Source organism: Kocuria palustris (assembly GCF_016907795.1).
Lineage (GTDB): Bacteria > Actinomycetota > Actinomycetes > Actinomycetales > Micrococcaceae > Kocuria > Kocuria palustris.
Genome location: NZ_JAFBCR010000001.1, coordinates 2,676,624 through 2,695,993, shown reverse-complemented (window position 1 = coordinate 2,695,993; position 19,370 = coordinate 2,676,624). Strand labels below are relative to the sequence as shown.

Genomic DNA, 19,370 nt, shown 5'->3' with positions numbered 1-19,370 from the left:
GTGAGCACCCCGTCAGATCAGATCGCCTAGCGCATCTCCTTGAGGCGCTGACCCAGCACGGTGGTGATGCCGTCGCGCATGGTCACGCCGTAGACGGCGTCGGCGATCTCCATGGTGCGCTTCTGGTGGGTGATCACGATCAGCTGCGAGGTCTCCTGCAGCTGCTGGAAGATCGTCAGCAGCCGGCCCAGGTTGCGGTCATCCAGGGCGGCCTCGACCTCGTCCATGATGTAGAACGGCGAGGGCCGGGCGCGGAAGATCGCCACGAGCATCGCGATCGCCGTCAGCGACCGTTCGCCGCCTGACAGCAGCGACAGCCTCTTGATCTTCTTGCCCGCCGGGCGCGCCTCCACGTCGATGCCCGTGTTGAGCATGTCCGCAGGATCGGTCAGCCGCAGCCGCCCCTCACCGCCGGGGAACAGCGTCCCGAACACGGTGATGAACTCGCGCTCGACGTCGTGCCAGGCCTCGGTGAAGACCTGCTCCACGTGCTCGTCCACGTCGCGGATGATCTGCCGCAGATCGGCCCGGGAGCGGTGCAGGTCCTCGAGCTGCTCGGAGAGGAACGCGTGGCGCTCCTCCAGGGCCGCGAACTCCTCGAGCGCCAGCGGATTGACCTTGCCGAGCTTGGCCAGATCGCGCTCCGCCGACGCCAGCCTCTTCTCCTGCTGCTCGCGCACGAACGGGATGCCCACCGGTTCGTCGTAGAGATCCTCCTCCGGCTCCTCCCCGTCCGAAGTGTCCGGGGTTCCCGACGACGGCACCGACTCCCCCTGCTTCTCCGCCAGCTCCTCGGGGGTGATCCCGTGCTGCTCGGCCTCGAGCTCGCGACGCGCAGCTGCGGCGGCGGCGCGCTCATCGCGGCGCTGCGAGGCCTCCAGGATGGCGTCGGCATCAGGGATGGGCAGGTGCGGGCCGTAGTTGTCGATCAGGGCGTCGGGGGTCAGCCCGAGCTCATCCAGCGAGCGCTGCTCGAGGGTCTCGATGCGGGCGCGCTTCTGGGTGCGGGCGACCTCGTCGCGGTGGACCTCGTCGGTGAGCTGGGCCAGCCGGTAGGCAAGGCCGTCGTTGGCGGTGCGCACCTCCTGCAGCTCGGCGTCCAGGGCCTGGCGGACCTGCTCGGCCTGCTGCCGCTCGGCCTCGGCCCGCTCCACGGAGGCGTCGATGCGCACCAGGATCTGGCGCACCGCGGCCAGCACGGCCTCGGCGCTGCGCGCCTGCTGCCGCCGCCTCTCGGCACGGCGGGCCGCCTCCTCCCGGGCGCGGCGCTCGGCCGCGGCGGCCCGCTCCTGCGAATGCGCGCGGTTGCCCAGTGCTCGGGCCTGCTCCTCGAGCGACCGCAGCGCCAGCCGGGCTTCCGTCTCTGCCTGCCGTGCCTGGGTCGCCTCGCGCTGCGAGGAGTCGCGGCGCGCCACGGCCTCCAGGTGGGCGCGCTCGGACTCGTCGTCGTCGTGGTCCTCCTGGGCGGCCTCCAGGCGCGAAAGCGCCTCGTCCAGAGCGCGCTGATGCGCGGCCACCTGGTCCTGGGTCTCGGCGACCTGGCGCTGGAAGCGATCCGACTCAGCCTGAGCGGAGTCCAGCACGGCCTCGGTCCGCGAGGACGCTCCGGCGGCATCCCGCTCGGTCTTCTCGGCCTCCTGCGCCGCCTTGCGCGCAGCTTCGGCCTGCGGGCGCAGGCGGTCCCGCTCCGCAGCAGCCGACTGGGCGGCCTCCGTCGCCTGATCCAGCGTCTGCCGCAGTTGAGCCAGCTCGGCCTCCGCGGCCTCGGCCTGCGCGCGGATCTCCAGGGAGCCGGCCGCCTCCCGCGCTCCGCCCCAGGCGCTGTGCGGGGCGAAGACGTCGCCGTCGCGGGTCACGGCGCGCACCTGCGGATGATCGCCGGTCAGGCGCACCGCGGTGGCCGCGTCCGAGACCAGCACGGTCCCGGCCAGCACCGCGCGCACGCGCTGCACGACGGCCTCCGCAGCATCCCCCGCTCCCGACGCCGCCTCGACGGCCTCGGCCGCCGGCACGACACCCGCGTAGCCCCGGATCTCGTCCGGCAGCTCTGAGACGGGCGCCGCAGATCCGCCCGCCACGAGCACGTGCACGCGCCCGGCATCCGCCTGGCGCAGAGATTCGAAGATGCCCGCCGCCGCCGCGTGCGAGCGCACCGCGAGCGCCTCGGCCAGCGGACCCAGGGCCGCCGTCAGCGCACGCTCCCAGCCGGCGGAGATCGTCAGGACCTCGGCCACTGCAGCCACCACAGCATCGGCGGACTGCGCCTTGACGGCCTCGGTGCCGTCGGGCTGGCGGACCGAGGCCCGCAGCGTCTCGGCGCGAGCGGCCTGGGCGTCGTGCGCGCGCACCGCCTCGGTGCGAGCGGCCTCGGCCTGGCGGTGCAGCTCCCGGGCGGCGTCGAAGGCCTCGACCGCCTCGTCGCGCTCGGAGGCCGCGCGGCGCGAGGCCTCGGCGGCGTCCTCGGCGGCTGCGCGCAGCGTCTCGACCTGGCTCAGGGCGCCCAAGCGGCGCTGGGCGGCCTGCTGCTCGGTGCCGCGCAGGCGCTCGAGCTCGTTCTCGGCGGCCTCGACCCGCGAGCGCGCAGCCCCCACACCGCCGGAGAGCTTGGCGACGCCCTCGCGGCGATCGGCGGCCGCCTGCAGGATCGCGGTGACCGCCTTGTCGGCCTCGCGCGCCTGCGCCTCGCTGTCCTCGCGGTCCTGGATGGCCCCGGCAAGGGTGTCCACGGCTTCTTCGACCTGCTCCAGCGCCGCCTTCTCCTCCTCGCGGGTGCGGGCAGCCTGCTCGGCCAGCCGGTCAGGATCGCGGTCCGACGACGGCTGCTCCTCGGTCGCCCCCAGCAGGCGCCGCCGCTCCCCCGCCAGCTGCTCGAGCGAGCGGTGCCGCTCGCGCACCGAGGTCAGCTCGTACCAGGTCTCGCGCGCCGCCGTCACCGCCGGTGTGGCCTGCGCGGCGCGAGTCTCCAGCTCGTTCTGGCGGGTGCGACCCGCCCCCAGACGCCGTTCGGCGTCCTCCTTCTCCTCGCGCAGCCGCTGCTCGGTCTCGACGTCGACGGCCAGCGCGGACTGCGCCTGCACCAGGTCATCGGCCAGCAGGCGCGAGCGGGCGTCGCGGACGTCGAACTGGATGCGCTGGGCGCGGCGGGCGACCTTGGCCTGGCGGCCCAGCGGGGTGAGCTGGCGGCGGATCTCGGAGAGCAGGTCATCCAGGCGGTCCAGGTTGGCCTGCATGCCCTCGAGCTTGCGGATCGTGCGCTCCTTGCGCCGCCGGTGCTTGAGGATCCCGGAGGCCTCCTCGATGAAGCCGCGGCGCTCCTCCGGCGTGGCGTGCAGGATCCGGTCGAGCTGGCCCTGCCCGACGACCACGTGCATCTCCCGGCCCAGACCCGAGTCCGAGAGCAGCTCCTGGATGTCCAGCAGGCGGCAGGACTGGCCGTTGATCGCGTACTCGGAGCCGCCGGTGCGGAACAGGGTGCGCGAGATCGTGACCTCGGTGTACTCGATCGGCAGGGCGCCGTCGGTGTTGTCGATCGTCAGGGCCACGTGCGCCCGCCCCAGGGCCGCCCGGCCCGAGGTGCCGGCGAAGATCACGTCCTCCATCTTCCCGCCGCGGAGCGACTTGGCGCCCTGCTCGCCCATGACCCAGGACAGGGCATCGACCACGTTCGACTTGCCCGACCCGTTCGGGCCGACGACGCAGGTCACCCCGGGCTCGAACTCGAAGCTCGTGGCCGAGGCGAACGACTTGAAGCCGCGCACGGAGAGGGTCTTGAGATGCACCCGGCGAGCCTACCGGGAGGGGGCCGACGACGCCGTCAGCCCGCCCCCGGGTGAGGTCGGCAATGAGATCGCCGGTCAGGAGCCGACCGAGCACACCCTCTGAACCTGCCTCACTCGGAGTTCTGCCTCACTCGGCTGGGCGCCCCTCCGGTCGGGTGCTGTCGCCGACGACCGGCGTGGAGCCGGTGGTCGGCGTGCGGCTGGCCTCCGGTCGGCCGATCGGCTCGTCGCCGTCGCTGCGCACCGGCTGCTGGCCCTGCTCCTGCTCACCTGAGCGAGTGCCAGAGGCGGTGTGCGCCTCGGAGTGCCGCTCCCCCGACGGCCCGCCCGGAGCATGGCTGCCGCCCGAGGAGGCCAGCGAGCTGCCGGCGCCGACAGTGACCATCATCCCGGTCTGCGTGGCCATCTCGTCGTTCCAGTGGGGCCCGTCCTCGTCCAGGAAGCCGAGCGGGGCGTGCTCGCCGAAGTGATCGGCGTCGGCCTCGGCCCAGTCCGCGGCCCAGCCGCGCGGGGGCTGCTCGAGCAGCTCGCCCTCCCGCAGCCAGTTGTAGATCGAGGCGTAGGAGCGGGTGTTGAGGTGATCCACCCGACGGCGCAGCATCCGCGCGTTGAGCTGCGACGGGGCCTCCACGCCCATGGAGGCCATGATCTGCACGGCCTCGCGGACGGTGAGCTTCTGGTAGTTGTGCACCCGCTTGGCCTTGTCCTCCACGTCCAGTGCGCGCATGAGGCGGGCGTCCTGGGTGGCCACGCCCACGGGGCAGTGGTTCGTGTGGCACTTCTGCGCCTGGATGCAGCCGGTGGCCATCATCATCCCGCGGGCGGACATGGTGAAGTCCGCGCCCTGGATCATGCGCTTGACGATGTCCGAGCCGGAGACCACCTTGCCTGCGGCGCCGATGCGGATCATGTGCCGCAGCCCGGTGCCCACCAGGGCGTTGTGCACGAGCATGAGCCCCTCGGTCAGCGGGGTGCCCACGTGATCGGAGTACTCGAGCGGGGCGGCGCCGGTTCCGCCCTCGGAGCCGTCCACGATGATGTAGTCGGGCGCGATCCGCTCCTCCCACATGGCCTTGCACATGGCCAGGACGTCGGTGCGCGAGCCCACGCAGAACTTGATGCCGATCGGCTTGCCGCCCGAGAGCTCGCGCAGCTGCCCGATGAACCGGACCATCTCGCGCGGGGTCGTGAACGCCGAGTGCGACGCCGGGGAGATGCAGTCCACGCCCTCGGGGACCTCGCGGGCCTCAGCAATCTCGGCGGTGACCTTGGAGCCCGGCAGCACGCCGCCCAGGCCGGGCTTGGCGCCCTGGGACAGCTTGATCGTGATGCCCTTGACCTCGTCGTAGCGGGCCTTCTCGGCGAAGCGCTCGGGGTTGAAGCGCCCGTCGTCGTACCGGCAGCCGAAGTACCCGGAGCCGATCTCCCAGAACAGGTCGGCGCCGCTGCCGAGGTGGTACTCGGTCAGCCCGCCCTCGCCGGTCTCGTGCACGAACCCGCCCATGGCCGCGCCCTTGTTCATGGCCAGCACGGCGTTCTTGGACAGCGAGCCGAAGGACATCGAGGAGATGCTCATCAGGGGCATCTCGTAGGGCTGAGCGCAGTCCGGCCCGCCCACGCGCACCGTCGGCGGCTCCGCGGCCGGGGCTACCGGGGCGGTGGTGTGCAGCAGGAACTCGTAGCCGATCTCGTCGGTGGCCTTCTCCGTGCCGAAGGCCTTGTGATCGTCCTGGCCCTTGGCGCGGGCGTAGACGATCGAGCGCTGGTCGCGGCTGAACGGCTTGCCCTCGGTGTTCTTCTCGATGAAGTACTGCTGGATCTCGGGGCGGATGGACTCCAGCAGGTAGCGGGCGTGCCCGAGCACGGGGAAGTTGCGCAGGATCGCATGGCGCGGCTGGACCAGGTCCCAGATGCCCAGCCCCAGCAGCAGCAGGGCCACCACGCCCAAGAAGATCCAGGCCCACATGCCCACGAGATAGGCGACGAGGAGGACGAGGGCCAGGGTGACGACGGCCCCGGCCATGAGGAAGCGATTGTTCATGCGCCCATCGTCTCGCATCGGCCCCGGGACGACGAAGCGGCGGACATGGACGCGCTGCCGTCAGGCGATGTCCAGGCACGTCGATAGACTTCTGGACAGACTCCTCACACCTTCGTCGAAAGCAGTGCCTTGTCAGGGAACTCCATCATCCGCCACAGCAGCGCCTCGCTGCTGTCGATCCAGAAGGTCGAAGCCGACGTCGTCGTCTCCTCCGCGCGCGCCGATGAGCAGCTGGGGGCGACGTTCGAGCGGCTCAAGCTGCCCAAGGGCCTGCTGGAGCGCTTGGCCGGCGTCAAGGAGCACCGCGAGTGGTCCCCTGGCCGCCACTACACCGACGGCGCGATCGAGGCTGCGCAGGCCGCCATGGACCAGGCCGGCATCAGCCCGGACCAGGTGGGCCTGCTGGTCAACTGCTCGGTGACCCGCGACGGCTACGAGCCGGCCCTGGCCTCCGGCGAGCACGCCAGGCTGGGCCTTCCGAGCTCCGCGCTGAGCTTCGACATCACCAATGCCTGCCTGGGCTTCATCAACGGGATGACCGTGGCCTCGTCCATGATCGACTCCGGGGCCATCGACTACGCCCTGGTCGTGGCCGGCGAGGATCCCACCCGCTGGCACCGCGAGGCCTTCCGCCGCCTCAGCGAGCCGGACGTCACCCGCGCCGAGGTCATCCGGGAGTTCGCCACGCTCACGCTGGGCTGCGGCGCCGCGGCTGCCGTCGTGGGACGGGCGGACAACCACCCCGACGGCCATCGGATCCGCACCTCCGTGACGCGCTCGGCCACTGAGCACTTCGAGCTGTGCGTGGGCGGCTTCGACGGCATGTTCACGGATGCGGGCGGGCTGCTCAAGCACGGCGTCGGCCTGCTCACGGACACGTGGGAGGAGGCCCGCACCCAGGGCTTCGAGTGGGATGACTTCGACTGGGTGGTCGCCCACCAGGTCTCCACCTCCCACACGGACAAGACGGAGGCGGACATCGGGATCCCCGCGCACAAGCTGCCGCGCACCTTCCCGTTCTGGGGCAACGTGGCCTCAGCCGCCCTGCCGATGACCCTGGCGCTGCAGGCCGAGAACGGCTCGTTCCAGAAGGGCCAGCGCGTGCTGGCCATGGGCGTGGGATCCGGACTGAACGCGACCTTCATGGAGATCGACTGGTGAGCATCCCCGAGACCACCGAGCCTGTCACGCCTCCCAGCAGCTGGGAGGCCTACCCCGGCGTGGACCCCCGCTGGTCCCGCACCGTGGAGGCCACCTCCCACGCGGCCTGCGAGCCGGTCCCCGGCACGACCCGGCGCTGGCACCTGCTCGACAACCAGGCGGTGCTCCAGGAGCAGGGGAAGACCCCGGCCGGCACCATCCTGGCCGTGCACGGCAACCCCACCTGGTCGTACCTGTGGCGCTCGGTCCTGAAGGCCGCGACCGAGGCCGAGACCCCCTGGCGCGTGGTGGCCGTGGATCAGCTCGACATGGGCTTCTCCGAGCGCACCGGCCTGTTCCGCCGCTACGACGACCGCATCCAGGACCTCAGCGACCTCACCGCCGAGATCGGCCTGGACGACGAGCGCGTGGTCACCCTGGCCCACGACTGGGGCGGTCTCGTGTCCATGGGCTGGGCCGAGCTGCACCCGAAGGCGCACGCGGCCACGATCATGACCAACACGGCGATCTACCACGATCCCGAGTCCGGTCCCATCCCGGATCCGCTGCGTCTAGCGCTGGCGCCGAAGGTCCACGGAGCCGTCACCTCCCGGACCACCGCGTTCCTGGACATCTCCCTGTCGCTGGTCTCCCCCTCGCTGGCTCCCGAGATCAAGGCGGCGTTCAAGGCGCCCTACGACACCCCCGAGCATCGAGCCGGCATCGAGCACTTCGTGGCGGACATCCCGGCGTTCGCGGATCATCCGTCGAACCACCGCTACGAGCGCACGGCGTCCTGGATGGCCACCTCGACCGTTCCCGCTCTGTTCCTGTGGGGCCCCAAGGACCCGGTGTTCCTGGAGCGCTACCTCCAGGACCTTCGCAAGCGCATGCCGCAGGCGGACGTCCACCGCTTCGAGGGCGCCAACCACCTGCTGCCCGAGGACCGGGACATCGCCACGCCGGTCATGCAGTGGCTGCAGCAGAACCTGGTCGATCCGCACCCCCGCCGCTTCCAGCACCTCGAGGCCCGTCCGCAGGCCGAGGAGCCGTTCGTGGCCTTCACGGCCGGGCTGTCCCACCGGGCCGGCCTGGGTGAGGCCACGACCGCGGTCGCCACCGTGGACATGGGCAAGGCCGAGAACGACAGCGCTCCGGCCGTCGAGCGCAGCCTCACCTGGGCGCAGCTCGACGAGCGCGTGGAGCGCATCGCCGCCGGGCTGATCGGGCTCGGGGTGAAGCCCGGAGACCGCATCAACCTCATGGTGCCCCCGGGGGCCGACCTCACCACGCTGATCTACGCCTCACTGCGTGTGGGAGCCGTGATCGTCGTGGCGGACACCGGACTGGGCCTGCCGGGGCTGCGCCGCGCGCTCAAGGGCGCCTCCCCGCAGTGGCTCATCGGCATCCCCGCGGCTCTGACCGCCGCCCGCACGCTGGGCTGGCCGGGGCGGCGCATCAGCGTCGAGACCCTGGATCCGGTGCGCCGTCGGCTGCTGGGCATCGAGTCCTCAATGGCCGAGCTCGAGCGCACCGCGCCGGGCCCGCTGCCGCAGATCGACCCGGATGCGGACGCCGCCGTGCTGTTCACCTCGGGCTCCACCGGCCCGGCCAAGGGCGTCGTCTACACCCAGCGGCAGATGGCCGCCATGCGCGATGCCGTGGCCGCCGTGTGCGACCTGCGCCCCGGCACCGGGCTGGTCGCCGCCTTCGCGCCGTTCGCGCTGCTGGCCCCGGCCATGGGCGCCGCCTCGGTGACCCCGGACATGGACGTCACCAAACCGCGCACCCTCACCGCCCGGGCGCTGGCCGATGCTGCGGCGGCGATCGAGGCCACCACCGTGTTCGCCTCGCCCGCTGCGATCGTCAACGTGCTGGCCACCCAGAACGACCTGGCACCGCATCAGCGCCAGGCGCTGGGCCGCGTGCGGCTCATGCTCTCGGCCGGGGCCCCGCTGCCGCCGCCGCTGCTGGAGCAGCTGCAGAAGCTGCTGCCCGCGGCCGAGCTGCACACCCCGTACGGCATGACCGAGGCCCTGCCCATGACGGACGTCCGCCTGGAGACCATCCGCGAGGCGGCCGTCGACTCCCAGCCGCTGCACCCCGAGCAGGGCTTCCGCTCGCAGGCCCGCGTGCGCGGGGCCGGCGAGGGCGTCTGCGTGGGCGCCCCTGTCCCCGGTGCGGCCGTGCGGATCGCGCCGGTCGATCACGACGGCGTCCCGTCCGATCAGCTCGTGGATCTGCCGGACGTGCTGGGCGAGATCGTGCTGCAGGCCCCGCACGTCAAGGACCGCTACGACTCCCTGTGGATCACCGAGAACGAGTCCACGCGGATCCCCGGCTGGCACGCCACCGGAGACGTCGGGCAGCTCGACGACAAGGGCCGCCTGTGGGTCTCCGGACGCCTCCATCACCTGTTGCTGACCAGCGACGGACCGGTCGCTCCCGTGGCCGGCGAGCACGCCGCGCAGACGGTCTCGGGAGTCAGCCGCGCCGCGCTCGTGGGTGTCGGACCCAAGGGTGCTCAGGTGCCCGTCGTCGTGTGCGAGACTGAGCCTCCGGCACGCCGATCCGGCCCCGCGCGAGCGGGTCTGGCCGGGAGCGTGCGCAGTGCAGTCCACGACGCCACCGGCCTGGATGTCGCGGCCGTCCTGGTGGTGCCCCGGCACCCCACGGACATCCGCCACAACTCCAAGGTCGACCGCACGCGCCTCGCCGCCTGGGCCGATGATGCCCTGAGCGGGGGAAGGATCAGGAACCCGTGAGCACCACTCCAGGCATTCCCCGCGCCGCCGGAGCACCCCGGAAAGCGCACCGCGCCACTGCGGACGAGCTGAAAGACGTGCAGGAGCTGCGGGGGAAGGGCCGCACCGTCCTGGTGACTGGCGCCTCCGGGATGCTCGGCGAGTCCGTGGCCCGCAGGCTGATGAGCCAGGGCTGGACCGTGCGCGTGCTGCAGCGCGGCCAGGCCCCCATCGCCCTGGAGCACGGCGTGGAGCAGGTCCTCGGCTCCATCACGGACATGGACACCGTCAAGCGCGCCCTGGACGGCGTCGACGACGTCATCCACCTCGCGGCCAAGGTCTCCTTCGCCGGCGACTGGGAGGACTTCGTCTTCACCAACATCACCGGAACGCGCATCCTGCTGGAATCGGCGCGCAAGGCCGGGGCGAAGAACTTCGTCTTCGTCTCGAGCCCGTCCGTGGCGCACACGGGCGTGTCCATCACGGGCGACTGCGCCGGACCGGCCAATCCGTACAAGGCGCGCGGCAACTACGCCCGCTCCAAGGCGGCCGCCGAGCTGCTCGCCCTGGAGGCCGATTCGGATGCGCTGCGCGTGACCGCCGTGCGTCCGCATATCGTGTGGGGCCCCGGCGACACCCAGCTCGTGGAGCGCATCGTGGATCGTGCGGCGCGCGGTCGCATGCCCCTGCTCGACGATGGCGCCGCCCTGATCGACACCACCTATGTCGACAATGCGTCCGAGGCCATCGTCCGCGCCCTGGAGCGCATCGAGGTCGCCCACGGCGAGGCCTTCGTGGTCACCAACGGGCAGCCTCGTCCGGTCGGCGAGCTGATCGGCATGATGTGCCGCGCCGGCTCGGTGCCCGCCCCCAAGCGCAAGGTCCCCGCCGGTGTGGCCCGCTTCGCCGGTCGCACGATCGAGAAGGTCTGGGCCCGCTTCCCCGGTCAGGACGAGCCGCCCATGACCGAGTTCCTGGCCGAGCAGCTCTCGACCGCGCACTGGTTCTCGCAGAAGCGCACCCACGAGGTCCTGGGCTGGGAGCCGTCCGTCTCCATCGAGGAGGGCATGCGCCGGCTCAAGCAGCACTACGACCACCATCCGCTTCCGGTCGTGGTCGAGCAACGCGAGAAGCGCGAGAAGCGCGTCGAGTCCACGACCTACAAGGCGAAGGACTGAGCCCACTCCCCCGCTGATCGACGGCGGCCCCGCTTCCTGTCTTTGCAGGGAGCGGGGCCGTCGCCTTCTTCGGGGCGCGCGTCAGCTGCGGGTCACGGCAGCTCGATCGTGCGCCCGGTGCCCGCGCCCTCGATGGCCTTCTGGAAGCCGCCAGAGCGACTGACGACGACGCCGGAGGCGTGGTCGGGTCTTCGTACAGGGTGCCATCCCGCAGCATCGCGTAGAGCACGTCAGTGCGGCGGCGCGCCAGGGCGATCAGCGCTTGGTTGTGGCGCTTGCCCTGGGCTCGTTTTCGGTCGTAGTAGGCCCTCGAGGGGCCGTGGTGCAGTGAGGCGAAGGCCGAGAGGAACAGGGCGCGCTTCAGGCGCTTGTTGCCTCCGCGGGGTGCGTGCTCGCCGCGGATCGAGGTCCCTGAGCGGCGGGTGACGGGGGCGATGCCGGCGTAGGAGGCCAGGTGCCCGGCATCGGCGAAGTCCTTGCCCACGACTTCGGTGAGAATCCGTGCTGCGGTCCTGACCCCGATACCGGGCATCGAGATCAGGACCGGATGAAGAGGGTGGGCCTCCACGACAGCCTCCACCTGGGTGGCCAGCCTGGCCCGCTGCTGGAGCAGCCCGGCGAGCTGCTCGGCCAGAATCGGCACGACGGTGGCTGCGGCCTCGGTGCCAGCGACCACGACGGTCTGCTGGGCCAGGGCTTCGAAGATCTCCTCCGTCAGAGTGTTCGCCAGTCGGGGTGCGTGCTTGCGCAGCCGGGCGCGCACGTGCCCGGGCCCGGCGGTCTTGAGCTTGCCCGGGGTCGGGTACCGGCCTAGCAGATCCGCTACTGCCGGGTGCGTGATCCTCGGTCCCAGCACGCGCTCCAGGGCGGGGTGGATCTGGGTCAGCAGCCCGCGCAGCCGGTTGGAGGAAGCGGTGATCTGAGCGGCGAGATCATCATCGGCGCCAGCGAGCATGGCCAGCTCAGCGATCTGCTCATCATCCACACGGATAGCCCGCAGGGTGTGGGGCATGGTGCGTGCTGCTTCGGCGATGATCGCGGCATCACGGGCATCGGTCTTGGCCGAGCCCGGGTGCAGGTCTGCGATCCGGCGCATCGCCAGCCCGGGCAGGTAGGCCACTTCCACGTCTTCGCAGGACTGCGCCACGGCCACGGGCAGGGCACCGATCGTGGCCGGCTGGTCGACCACGAGCAGCACGGGCCCGTGGGCTGCGGCGAGGTCGTCGAGGATGGCCCGCAGCCGGGTTTCGTCGTTGGGCAGTGCCTTGTCGTAGACCCTTTCGCCAGCGGTGGTGAGGGCGACGGCGTGGTGGTCGGATTTGCCGACGTCGAGGCCGATGTACACGGCCGGGGTTGGGGTGGTCATGGCGGTTGCTCCTGGGCTGGTCGGGCCATGGGTGTGCTGGCCAGCCCTGTGGTGATCACGCTCGGCATCCACGTTACAAAGACCCTCGTGAGGGGGACCCCGCCTCTATCAGCGATCCGTGATCACCAGACCGGTCCTCGGTGACAACACCCCCCGGATCATGGACGACTGGGGGCAACGATCATGCCGAGGACCGGCTGGCCGGCACCTGCTCATCCTGGACGATCCAGGCGCCGCCGAAAAGGTAACGGGGGCGATCTCAACGGCAGCCGCGCGCACGAACGCCTTGATCACCCCATTGGCCGCTGCTGCAGCGGTCCCCGAGACCACCGGGTCGTGCAAGGGGATGCCGCTGATCAGGGTGAACGAGCCCGTGGTCGAGACATGCTCGAGCCCCGTGCGCACCAGATTGATCTGCGCCAGCGCCTTCTGCCGCAGAGACGACTCCAAATCCTCGCTGCTCAGCTCGTCCAGCGTCGTGTAGACCACGGCGTCGACCTGCCCGGCCTGCTCCCAGAGCTGGGCGAGCTGCGTGTCATCGGCGATGTCGCAGTGGGTGTCACCGCTGCTCCTGCCGACCGTCACGACCTCGTGCCCGCGGTCTCGCATCAGCGCCTCGACCGCGCGCGACCGAGCTCCCCCGCTGCACGCACGATGAGAATCTTCATGCTCGTCACCATAGTGACGCCTGGGACGCAGAGAAGAGTGAACATTCCACCCCCGCAGCACGCTGAGCGGATGAACGGGCTCTGTGCCGCCGTCACCGAGTGGTCCGCTGCGGCGCCCGCAGGACTCTGACGCCGCACCAGCTCAACCCATCGGTTCTGATTACCTGTAGATGTGCGGCCTCTGCACGACAGAGGTCCCGGACGGCGTTGACGCCGCAGTCGTGCAGCCGATCAGGGCTGATGGACTGCAGAAGTGCGGTCTCAGCGGGCCGGGCGGGGCGGAGCGGGGCGGGGCGGAGGGAGCCCAGTACCGCGCGCGACGGGGGCGGCGCTGGCACACGGAACACCGGTACGACGACCAGTTTATGAACTGCTCGCGCACGATTACACCGTCGCGACCCTTCGCCTGGCAGCGCAGGCACGACTGTCCGACGCGTCCGTAGCCGTTCACAGAGGGGACGAAATTTCCCAACTCCACACAATCCATACGTTCACGTATAACCCGGTGAGCTGTCAGTTAACACGGCACTCAATGCCGAGTCTACCCCAAAGGGATCAGCGCTCAGATTCGAATAGCCCCTCGCAGACTTGACGCTACGCGACCACTGGAGCGAAACCACCAGGTGCACTAAAGTCAGGAGCCCCGACGCGCCCCCCTAGGATTTCGAACTCTCAATTCATTTTTACTCGCCTCTTGAATGCTTTGATTCGTTTCATGCAATCAGGAAACAATTACATGCGACAAATATTCCATCGACAAAAAATATCCGCTCGCCCGAATCGTGACGTTTTCATCAAGCTCGCTAACGGTCCCGCAATGAAATCAGCGAAATTCCTCCAGTCGATTTAGTGACTTGCACCCGGCCACTCCATAGAACAGTCGAACGCCTACCTACGCGAGCACCTTGGGATCCACTTTGACCGCCTCACACATTCTCACGAAATGATCGTTGTCGACGGATCGCAAAAACTCCATGCAACGCCGGATATGACCATGCACAGCTCTGGCGTCAAGCATCCCCACCGTCTCACCGCCCTCTCCGTGAGAGAATCGATTGCAAAAGTCGTACACATCCCGATATCGCTCGTTCGGGTCGACCTGCACGAGCGCTTCCAACTGCTGAAGGAAGTTCGGCCGATGCGGCGCCTTGTAGCTCGCAAAGGTCTCTATCACGCGCCGAGCCGCGTTGGGCAGCAAGAACAGCCGTTCGTGATCGTCCGCGTCTTGCACACCCATCATGACCATGGAGAAGAGGTAAGCGTACTCCGAGGTGCTGCTGCGCAACAGGTCCGGAAGTTGGCCAACCTTCGTTGTGCGCTTTCCGTCGTTCGTAGTACCGAAGATCTCACGAAACGCGACACGCGGAAATCGGATTTCATCCGCGTCACCTTTTTCGATCGCCTTAGCAGACGCATTCCACTTACTCTTATGAGACAAGATGAACAGGCGAAGTAGACTGAAATCGTGAGTCAGGATTATGTATTGTCCGAAATCTTTGAGGGCGCTAACTAGCCACTGGTGGGTAGCGAAGAGGGATTCACGGTCGAGGGAACTTGACGGATCGTCGATGACGACAATGCGTTGACTGGGATCAACGCCACGCTCCTGCTGATCCTCGAGATTCCGCAGAAAGTACAGCAGAGACAGCGTGGTCCGCTCACCCTCGCTGAGATGCGTCCCATCCGCGTCCCCACGACGACATCTGTACGACCTGCCATCATCACTCACGGCGATGTTAAGGTGGTTCTTCCCGTAGACGCGCGCTAGGTCACGGGTGAGAGTTTCAGCCATCTCTATCGTAGTGAACCGTTCCTGGCGCACTCTCTCTAACCCGCGCTCGGCCATCCTGGCAGCCTCCAGGGCGCCATCGTGCGCTTCTTCAGCATCCGCTGATTGTTTCTCCAATTCACGGAAAGTTTGGCTTTGCGATCCGACGATGTGATCCAGCACAATCGCCTTCCTTAATTCCGTAAGCTCTTCGTGCCTACGAGCCTGGTCATTATGGTCCTTGACCACTTCTGAGAGGGCAGCCACCTCGAGCACAGTGTCAAGCGCCGAGAGATCTGGCTCGACAGGGGTCGCACCAGGATCAGCGACTTTCGAGATAAGCGCCTTCTCGATCTGCTTGACGCAGGCCACTCGAGCTTCCACTTCACGTCTAGCCAGGTCTGCTTCCGGGTTGTAAGCGGCCTGTAGATCACTGGAAAGGTCCGAAGGGTCGGGCAGCGAGTCCAGCCATTCGGACAAACTCTTCTTGTACTCCTCTGCTCTATCCAGAACCTGCTGTGCATCGTGGCGGATCTGCAACCAGCTTTCGTCGAAATGTCGAGCAAGTTGCTCTCGTCGCTCAACAGACAAGACGCCGTCGCAGAAAAGGCAGTGTTCCTCCGCCTCGTGGAGCGAGAGACCCTGTTCCACCCACTCCTGAGCACGACGGCTGGCCTCAAGAGTTTCGATCGCGATGCGCGTCGGAGTGCGGGACAGGATAGATCCGAGTTCGTGCAGTCGTTCCAGCCCGGCCGGTGGACCCGCAACTTCCGGGACGGGCGAAGGCACGCCCTCGCCGAGCAGGATGAGTGCGTCGGTGTGCGTGCTGTCGTCAGGGAAGTCGCCTTGCGCCGAACGGAGCATCTCGCTGACCTTGTTCACCGAATAGCGGTTTTTGGTGTAGTGGTTGTAGTCGAAACGCCGGAGCTCTTCGACGATCCGGCTCTGAACGCGACGAGCGAGTTTGTCGACCTCTTGCTGAGCCTCCCGGCGCTGCTCTTCACTCTTTCCAACGAGATCTTGTGCCCGTTCGAACTCAGCTAAGAGGCCCTCTTCCTCCTGCTTCGAGTTGATGGCCCCGCGACCGAGTGTGACAATCGCGTCAGCGTTTTCCCCTGCCAAGAATTCTGACAAATTTTCATTAACCCACGCGCGAGTGAATACGTCGATTGATGTTGGGGCACTCCCACCCGAGGAGACCCTCAGCTCGCGCTGGTCGTCGCATTCCCACACAACGTTGGTTGCTGCCTGTCCCTCGCCGAGGCTGAGAAGTAGTTCAGCCAGCGTTGACTTACCACTGCCGTTGTGGCCGTATACGACTGTCGCGTGCCCCAAGGGAACATTTTCGGGCCAGAATCCCTGGTCAAGGGATCGCCATCGGTCATTCAGATCAAGTCGACGAAGCATGAGCTGATCGTAGCCGTCGGGTCTCAGATTCTCGAACAATCGAGCCACCCGGCAACTGCTCCGTTACTCTGAGAGGGCCTCCATGTATGGTCTGGGCATGGTTCCCGAGGCGCAAACGACCCGGCCCCCGTCGCATCCTCTGGACCAACGACGCGTTCGGCGCGGGAAAGACCACGACCGCGCAGCTGATGCGGACCAGGCACCCCGGGTCCGTCCTGATCGACCCGGAGGAGGTCGGGTCGATGCTGCGGCCCTTCCTCCGCCCCGTCGCACCGGTGTGTGACTTCCAGAAATGGAGCGCATGGCGGGAATCGTCGCCGGGAGGGTTATTGCAGTGGTCCGAGAGCTACCCGGGGACGGTCCGCGCCTGGCGATCGTTCCGCAGACCATCGCGGATGAAGATCACTGGTCCCAGATCACCGCCGCGCTCCACTGCCCAATCGTGGAGACGGCGCAGATTGGCTGAATTCCGCAGCGCCGAGTGGATCCCTGCACGACCTTCACCGGAATAGATACGACTCGGCTCAGCCCGGCGGCCACCACAACAACTGTGCAGACTCTCCTGGATCAGGGGCCTAGCTCGCAGTCCCCCAGCTGACGACACACCAGCACAGTCCATCGAAGCTTATCGCCTGCGTTGGTGGCCTCGAGAATTGGTCGGATCAGCTCACCAGCTGCATTTCCACTTCCGGGTCGTCAAGGTAACTTGGAATCCATGGACGATCCGATCATCGTCCAGTCCCCATTGAAGTATGGACTCACCGAGGATGAGATCCTCTACGCGTATAGCAATCCGTTGCGCGCGTGGGATCTCGAAGACGCCTTCACCACGCTGATCGGTGCGAAATGGACCGCGATCATCCTCAAGATCGGCTGGGTCCAGGGCTCTGCCACCGTCGTGATCGTCCACGCCATGCGAGCCCGCGACAAGTTCCTGAGGTGATGACCATGCCCCCCCACCGTCGACGTGATCCTCGCTCACGCAGATGAACTCGCTGCCCGCTTCGAGGGCTATGAGCCCTAAGCTGACGAAGAACTCGACGTTGCGGCGATGAACGAGCTCCGAGCCGCCGTCGCCGAGCAGTCAGCCGCGGAGCGCCACGTGGTCGATGCCATCCGCTCAGCGCGCCGGGCCGGCATGTCGTGGAAGGCGATCGGTTCATTCGTCGGAACGACAGGCGAGTCTGCTCGCCAGCGTTACGCGAGGTTCGCTGCGTGAGCTGCAGCGCTGCAGATTTCTGAGGCCGCACTAGCGCAGCCCATCGGTGCTGATCACCTGCGGATCTGCGGCCTCAGCGGGAAAGGTGTCCTCGCCAGCGTCGGTGCCGCACTCGTGCGGCCGATCAGGGCTGATGGGCTGCAGAAGTACGGTCTCAGCGCGCCGGGCGGGGCGGGGCGGCGGGAGCTCAGTACCGCGCGCGGCGGGGGCGGCGCTGGCACACCGCGCACCGGTACGACGACCGGTTCATGAACTGCTCGCGCACGATCACGCCATCGCGGCCCTCGGCCTCGCAGCGCGGGCACGCCTCACCGGCGCGGCCGTAGGCATTGAGGGAGCGGGAGAAGTAGCCGGATTCCCCGTTGATGTTCACGTACAGGGAGTCGAAGCTCGTCCCGCCGGCCTCCAGGGCCCGGGCCATGACGTCCTGCACGGCCTCGACCAGGCGCTGCGTCTCCGGACGCGTCATGGTCTCGGTGGGGCGGGCGTAGTGCAGCTGGGCAGACCAGAGGGCCTCGTCGGCGTAGATGTTGCCGATCCCGGAGATCAGGCCCTGATCCAGCAGAGCCCGCTTGATGCCGGTCTTCCGGCGACGCAGGGCGGCGTGGAACGCCGAGGGGTCGAAGTCCGGATCCAGCGGATCTCGCGCGATATGCGCGGCGTGCTCCGGAATGAGCGGCAGTCCCAGGGCGCCCCGTCCGCCGGGATGGCCGTCGGCGGTGGGCTCCAGGGGATCCAGGAACATGCCGCCGAAGATGCGCTGGTCCACGAAGCGCAGCTGCCCGGGCAGCCCGACGGGAGTCTCGGAGAGCCCCAGGCGGACCTTGAGGTGGCGCTCGTCGGGCTGGTCATCTCCCTGGATCAGCGCCTGGCCGGACATCCCCAGGTGCATCATCAGCGCGAGCTCGTCGCCGGAGGCCAGCGCTACGGGCAGCCAGAGGAACTTGCCGCGGCGCACCGCATCCAGGATGGACGCGCCCTGCAGCCGCTGCACGAAGTCGCCCGGACCGCCTATGTGGCGGCGCAGGGAGCGCGGGTCCAGGACCTCGACGGTCTCGACCCGGCGCCCGACCGTCCAGCGCTCGAGGCCGCGGCGCACGACCTCGGCCTCGGGCAGCTCGGGCATCTCAGCGCCCGTCGGCCAGCGGCCGGCCGTGGCCGTCGGTGCGAGTGGTGCCGGTGATCGCCGAGTAGGCGGACTCCGCCGCCCGGCGCTCGGCCTCCTTCTTGGAGGTGCCGGGGCCGGTGCCGTGCACGGTTCCGCCCAGCAGGCAGGAGGCCGTGAAGGAGCGGTTGTGGTCCGGGCCCGTGCCCTCGACCTCGTAGGTCACCGCGCCCATCCCCCGCATGGCCGCGAGTTCCTGGATCTCGGTCTTCCAATCGCGGCCCTCGCGGATCACGAAGTCGTCCTCGAGCAGCGGCACGATCATCCGCAGCACGAAGGCCCGCGCGGCATCCAGGCCCTGCGACAGGTACAGCGCACCGATCACGGCCTCCATGGTGTCGGCCAGGATCGAGGACTTGTCGTGCCCGTCGGTGCGGATCTCGCCGCGGCCCAGGCGGATGAACTCCCCCAGCCCGCGCTCGCGCGCCAGCTGCGCCAGGGTGCGCGTGGAGACCACGGAGGCACGGATCTTGGCGAGGTCGCCCTCGCTGCGCTCGGGGTAGCGCGTGAAGATCTCGTCGGTGACCGTCAGCCCCAGCACGGAGTCGCCCAGGAACTCGAGGCGCTCGTTGTGCTTCTGACCGGCATGCTCGTAGGCGTACGAGCGATGCGTCAGCGCAATGAGCAGCGTCTCGGCGTCGATATCGACGCCGAGACGCTGCAGAAGATCCTGATGATCAGACGCCAACTCAGGCGTCCGCCACCTTGCGGCCCTTGTACTCGTAGTACAGGGCGGTGCCGGCGGAGTCGGTGACCAGCTTGGCCTGGTGCGGCAGGGAGTACACGGTCTTGCCGTTCTCCACGGTGCGGACCAGCTTGGGGGCCTTCGCCTTCCACTGCGAACGACGGGCGTGCGTGTTGGCTCGCGAGAGCTTCCTCTTCGGAACAGCCACTG

At 68.6% G+C, this 19,370-nt stretch carries 11 protein-coding genes and 1 pseudogene; 4 read left to right on the top strand and 8 right to left on the bottom strand.

What is annotated here, in order from left to right:
• Positions 1 to 26: 26 nt before the first annotated feature.
• Positions 27 to 3,779 carry a chromosome segregation protein SMC gene (smc, locus tag JOE55_RS12020; protein WP_204783034.1) on the bottom strand — a complete coding sequence of 1,251 codons (3,753 nt, stop codon included), beginning with the start codon at positions 3,777 to 3,779 and terminating at the stop codon, positions 27 to 29.
• Positions 3,780 to 3,906: 127 nt separating this feature from the next.
• Positions 3,907 to 5,820, bottom strand: a complete 1,914-nt coding sequence (locus JOE55_RS12015) for an FMN-binding glutamate synthase family protein (RefSeq protein WP_204783033.1) — start codon at positions 5,818 to 5,820, stop codon at positions 3,907 to 3,909.
• A gap of 129 nt (positions 5,821 to 5,949) precedes the next feature.
• Here JOE55_RS12015 and JOE55_RS12010 point away from each other — a divergent pair, with 129 nt between their 5' ends.
• From JOE55_RS12010 to JOE55_RS12000, 3 genes are read left to right on the top strand one after another with little or no spacing between them, the layout of a single operon-like run.
• The gene (locus JOE55_RS12010; RefSeq protein ID WP_006215067.1) at positions 5,950 to 6,981 is read left to right on the top strand and encodes a 3-oxoacyl-ACP synthase III; all 1,032 of its coding nucleotides are present in this window, start codon (positions 5,950 to 5,952) and stop codon (positions 6,979 to 6,981) included.
• Positions 6,978 to 9,725: an alpha/beta fold hydrolase gene (locus tag JOE55_RS12005; protein ID WP_204783032.1), complete on the top strand. Its 2,748-nt coding sequence runs from the start codon at positions 6,978 to 6,980 to the stop codon at positions 9,723 to 9,725. The genes JOE55_RS12010 and JOE55_RS12005 overlap by 4 nt, the downstream gene beginning before the upstream one ends.
• Positions 9,722 to 10,882 (top strand): NAD-dependent epimerase/dehydratase family protein, encoded by a 1,161-nt coding sequence (locus tag JOE55_RS12000; protein ID WP_204783031.1) that lies wholly within the window; start codon positions 9,722 to 9,724, stop codon positions 10,880 to 10,882. The genes JOE55_RS12005 and JOE55_RS12000 overlap by 4 nt, the downstream gene beginning before the upstream one ends.
• A gap of 169 nt (positions 10,883 to 11,051) precedes the next feature.
• On the opposite strand, the pseudogene JOE55_RS11995 reads toward JOE55_RS12000, so the two are convergent.
• The 3 genes and pseudogenes from JOE55_RS11995 to JOE55_RS11985 all read right to left on the bottom strand — a co-directional run.
• Positions 11,052 to 12,248, bottom strand: a pseudogene (locus JOE55_RS11995) (IS110 family RNA-guided transposase); the annotation flags it as partial.
• Between the two features lie 108 nt (positions 12,249 to 12,356).
• Positions 12,357 to 12,833 (bottom strand): Rossmann-fold NAD(P)-binding domain-containing protein, encoded by a 477-nt coding sequence (locus JOE55_RS11990; protein WP_204783030.1) that lies wholly within the window; start codon positions 12,831 to 12,833, stop codon positions 12,357 to 12,359.
• 975 nt (positions 12,834 to 13,808) lie between these two features.
• Positions 13,809 to 16,130, bottom strand: coding sequence for an AAA family ATPase (locus JOE55_RS11985; protein WP_239546654.1), 2,322 nt, complete (start codon positions 16,128 to 16,130; stop codon positions 13,809 to 13,811).
• A 676-nt stretch (positions 16,131 to 16,806) separates the two neighbouring features.
• On the opposite strand from JOE55_RS11985, the gene JOE55_RS11980 reads away from it, so the two are divergent.
• Positions 16,807 to 17,034: a hypothetical protein gene (locus tag JOE55_RS11980; RefSeq protein ID WP_204783029.1), complete on the top strand. Its 228-nt coding sequence runs from the start codon at positions 16,807 to 16,809 to the stop codon at positions 17,032 to 17,034.
• Positions 17,035 to 17,497: 463 nt separating this feature from the next.
• Here JOE55_RS11980 and mutM read toward each other — a convergent pair whose 3' ends face one another.
• From mutM to rpmF, 3 genes are read right to left on the bottom strand one after another with little or no spacing between them, the layout of a single operon-like run.
• Positions 17,498 to 18,436 (bottom strand): bifunctional DNA-formamidopyrimidine glycosylase/DNA-(apurinic or apyrimidinic site) lyase, encoded by a 939-nt coding sequence (gene mutM, locus JOE55_RS11975; protein WP_204783028.1) that lies wholly within the window; start codon positions 18,434 to 18,436, stop codon positions 17,498 to 17,500.
• A gap of 1 nt (position 18,437) precedes the next feature.
• On the bottom strand, positions 18,438 to 19,163 hold the full coding sequence (rnc, locus tag JOE55_RS11970; RefSeq protein ID WP_024290732.1) for a ribonuclease III: 726 nt from the start codon (positions 19,161 to 19,163) through the stop codon (positions 18,438 to 18,440).
• Between the two features lies 1 nt (position 19,164).
• The gene (gene rpmF / locus JOE55_RS11965) at positions 19,165 to 19,368 is read right to left on the bottom strand and encodes a 50S ribosomal protein L32 (RefSeq protein ID WP_006215062.1); all 204 of its coding nucleotides are present in this window, start codon (positions 19,366 to 19,368) and stop codon (positions 19,165 to 19,167) included.
• Positions 19,369 to 19,370 lie beyond the last annotated feature (2 nt).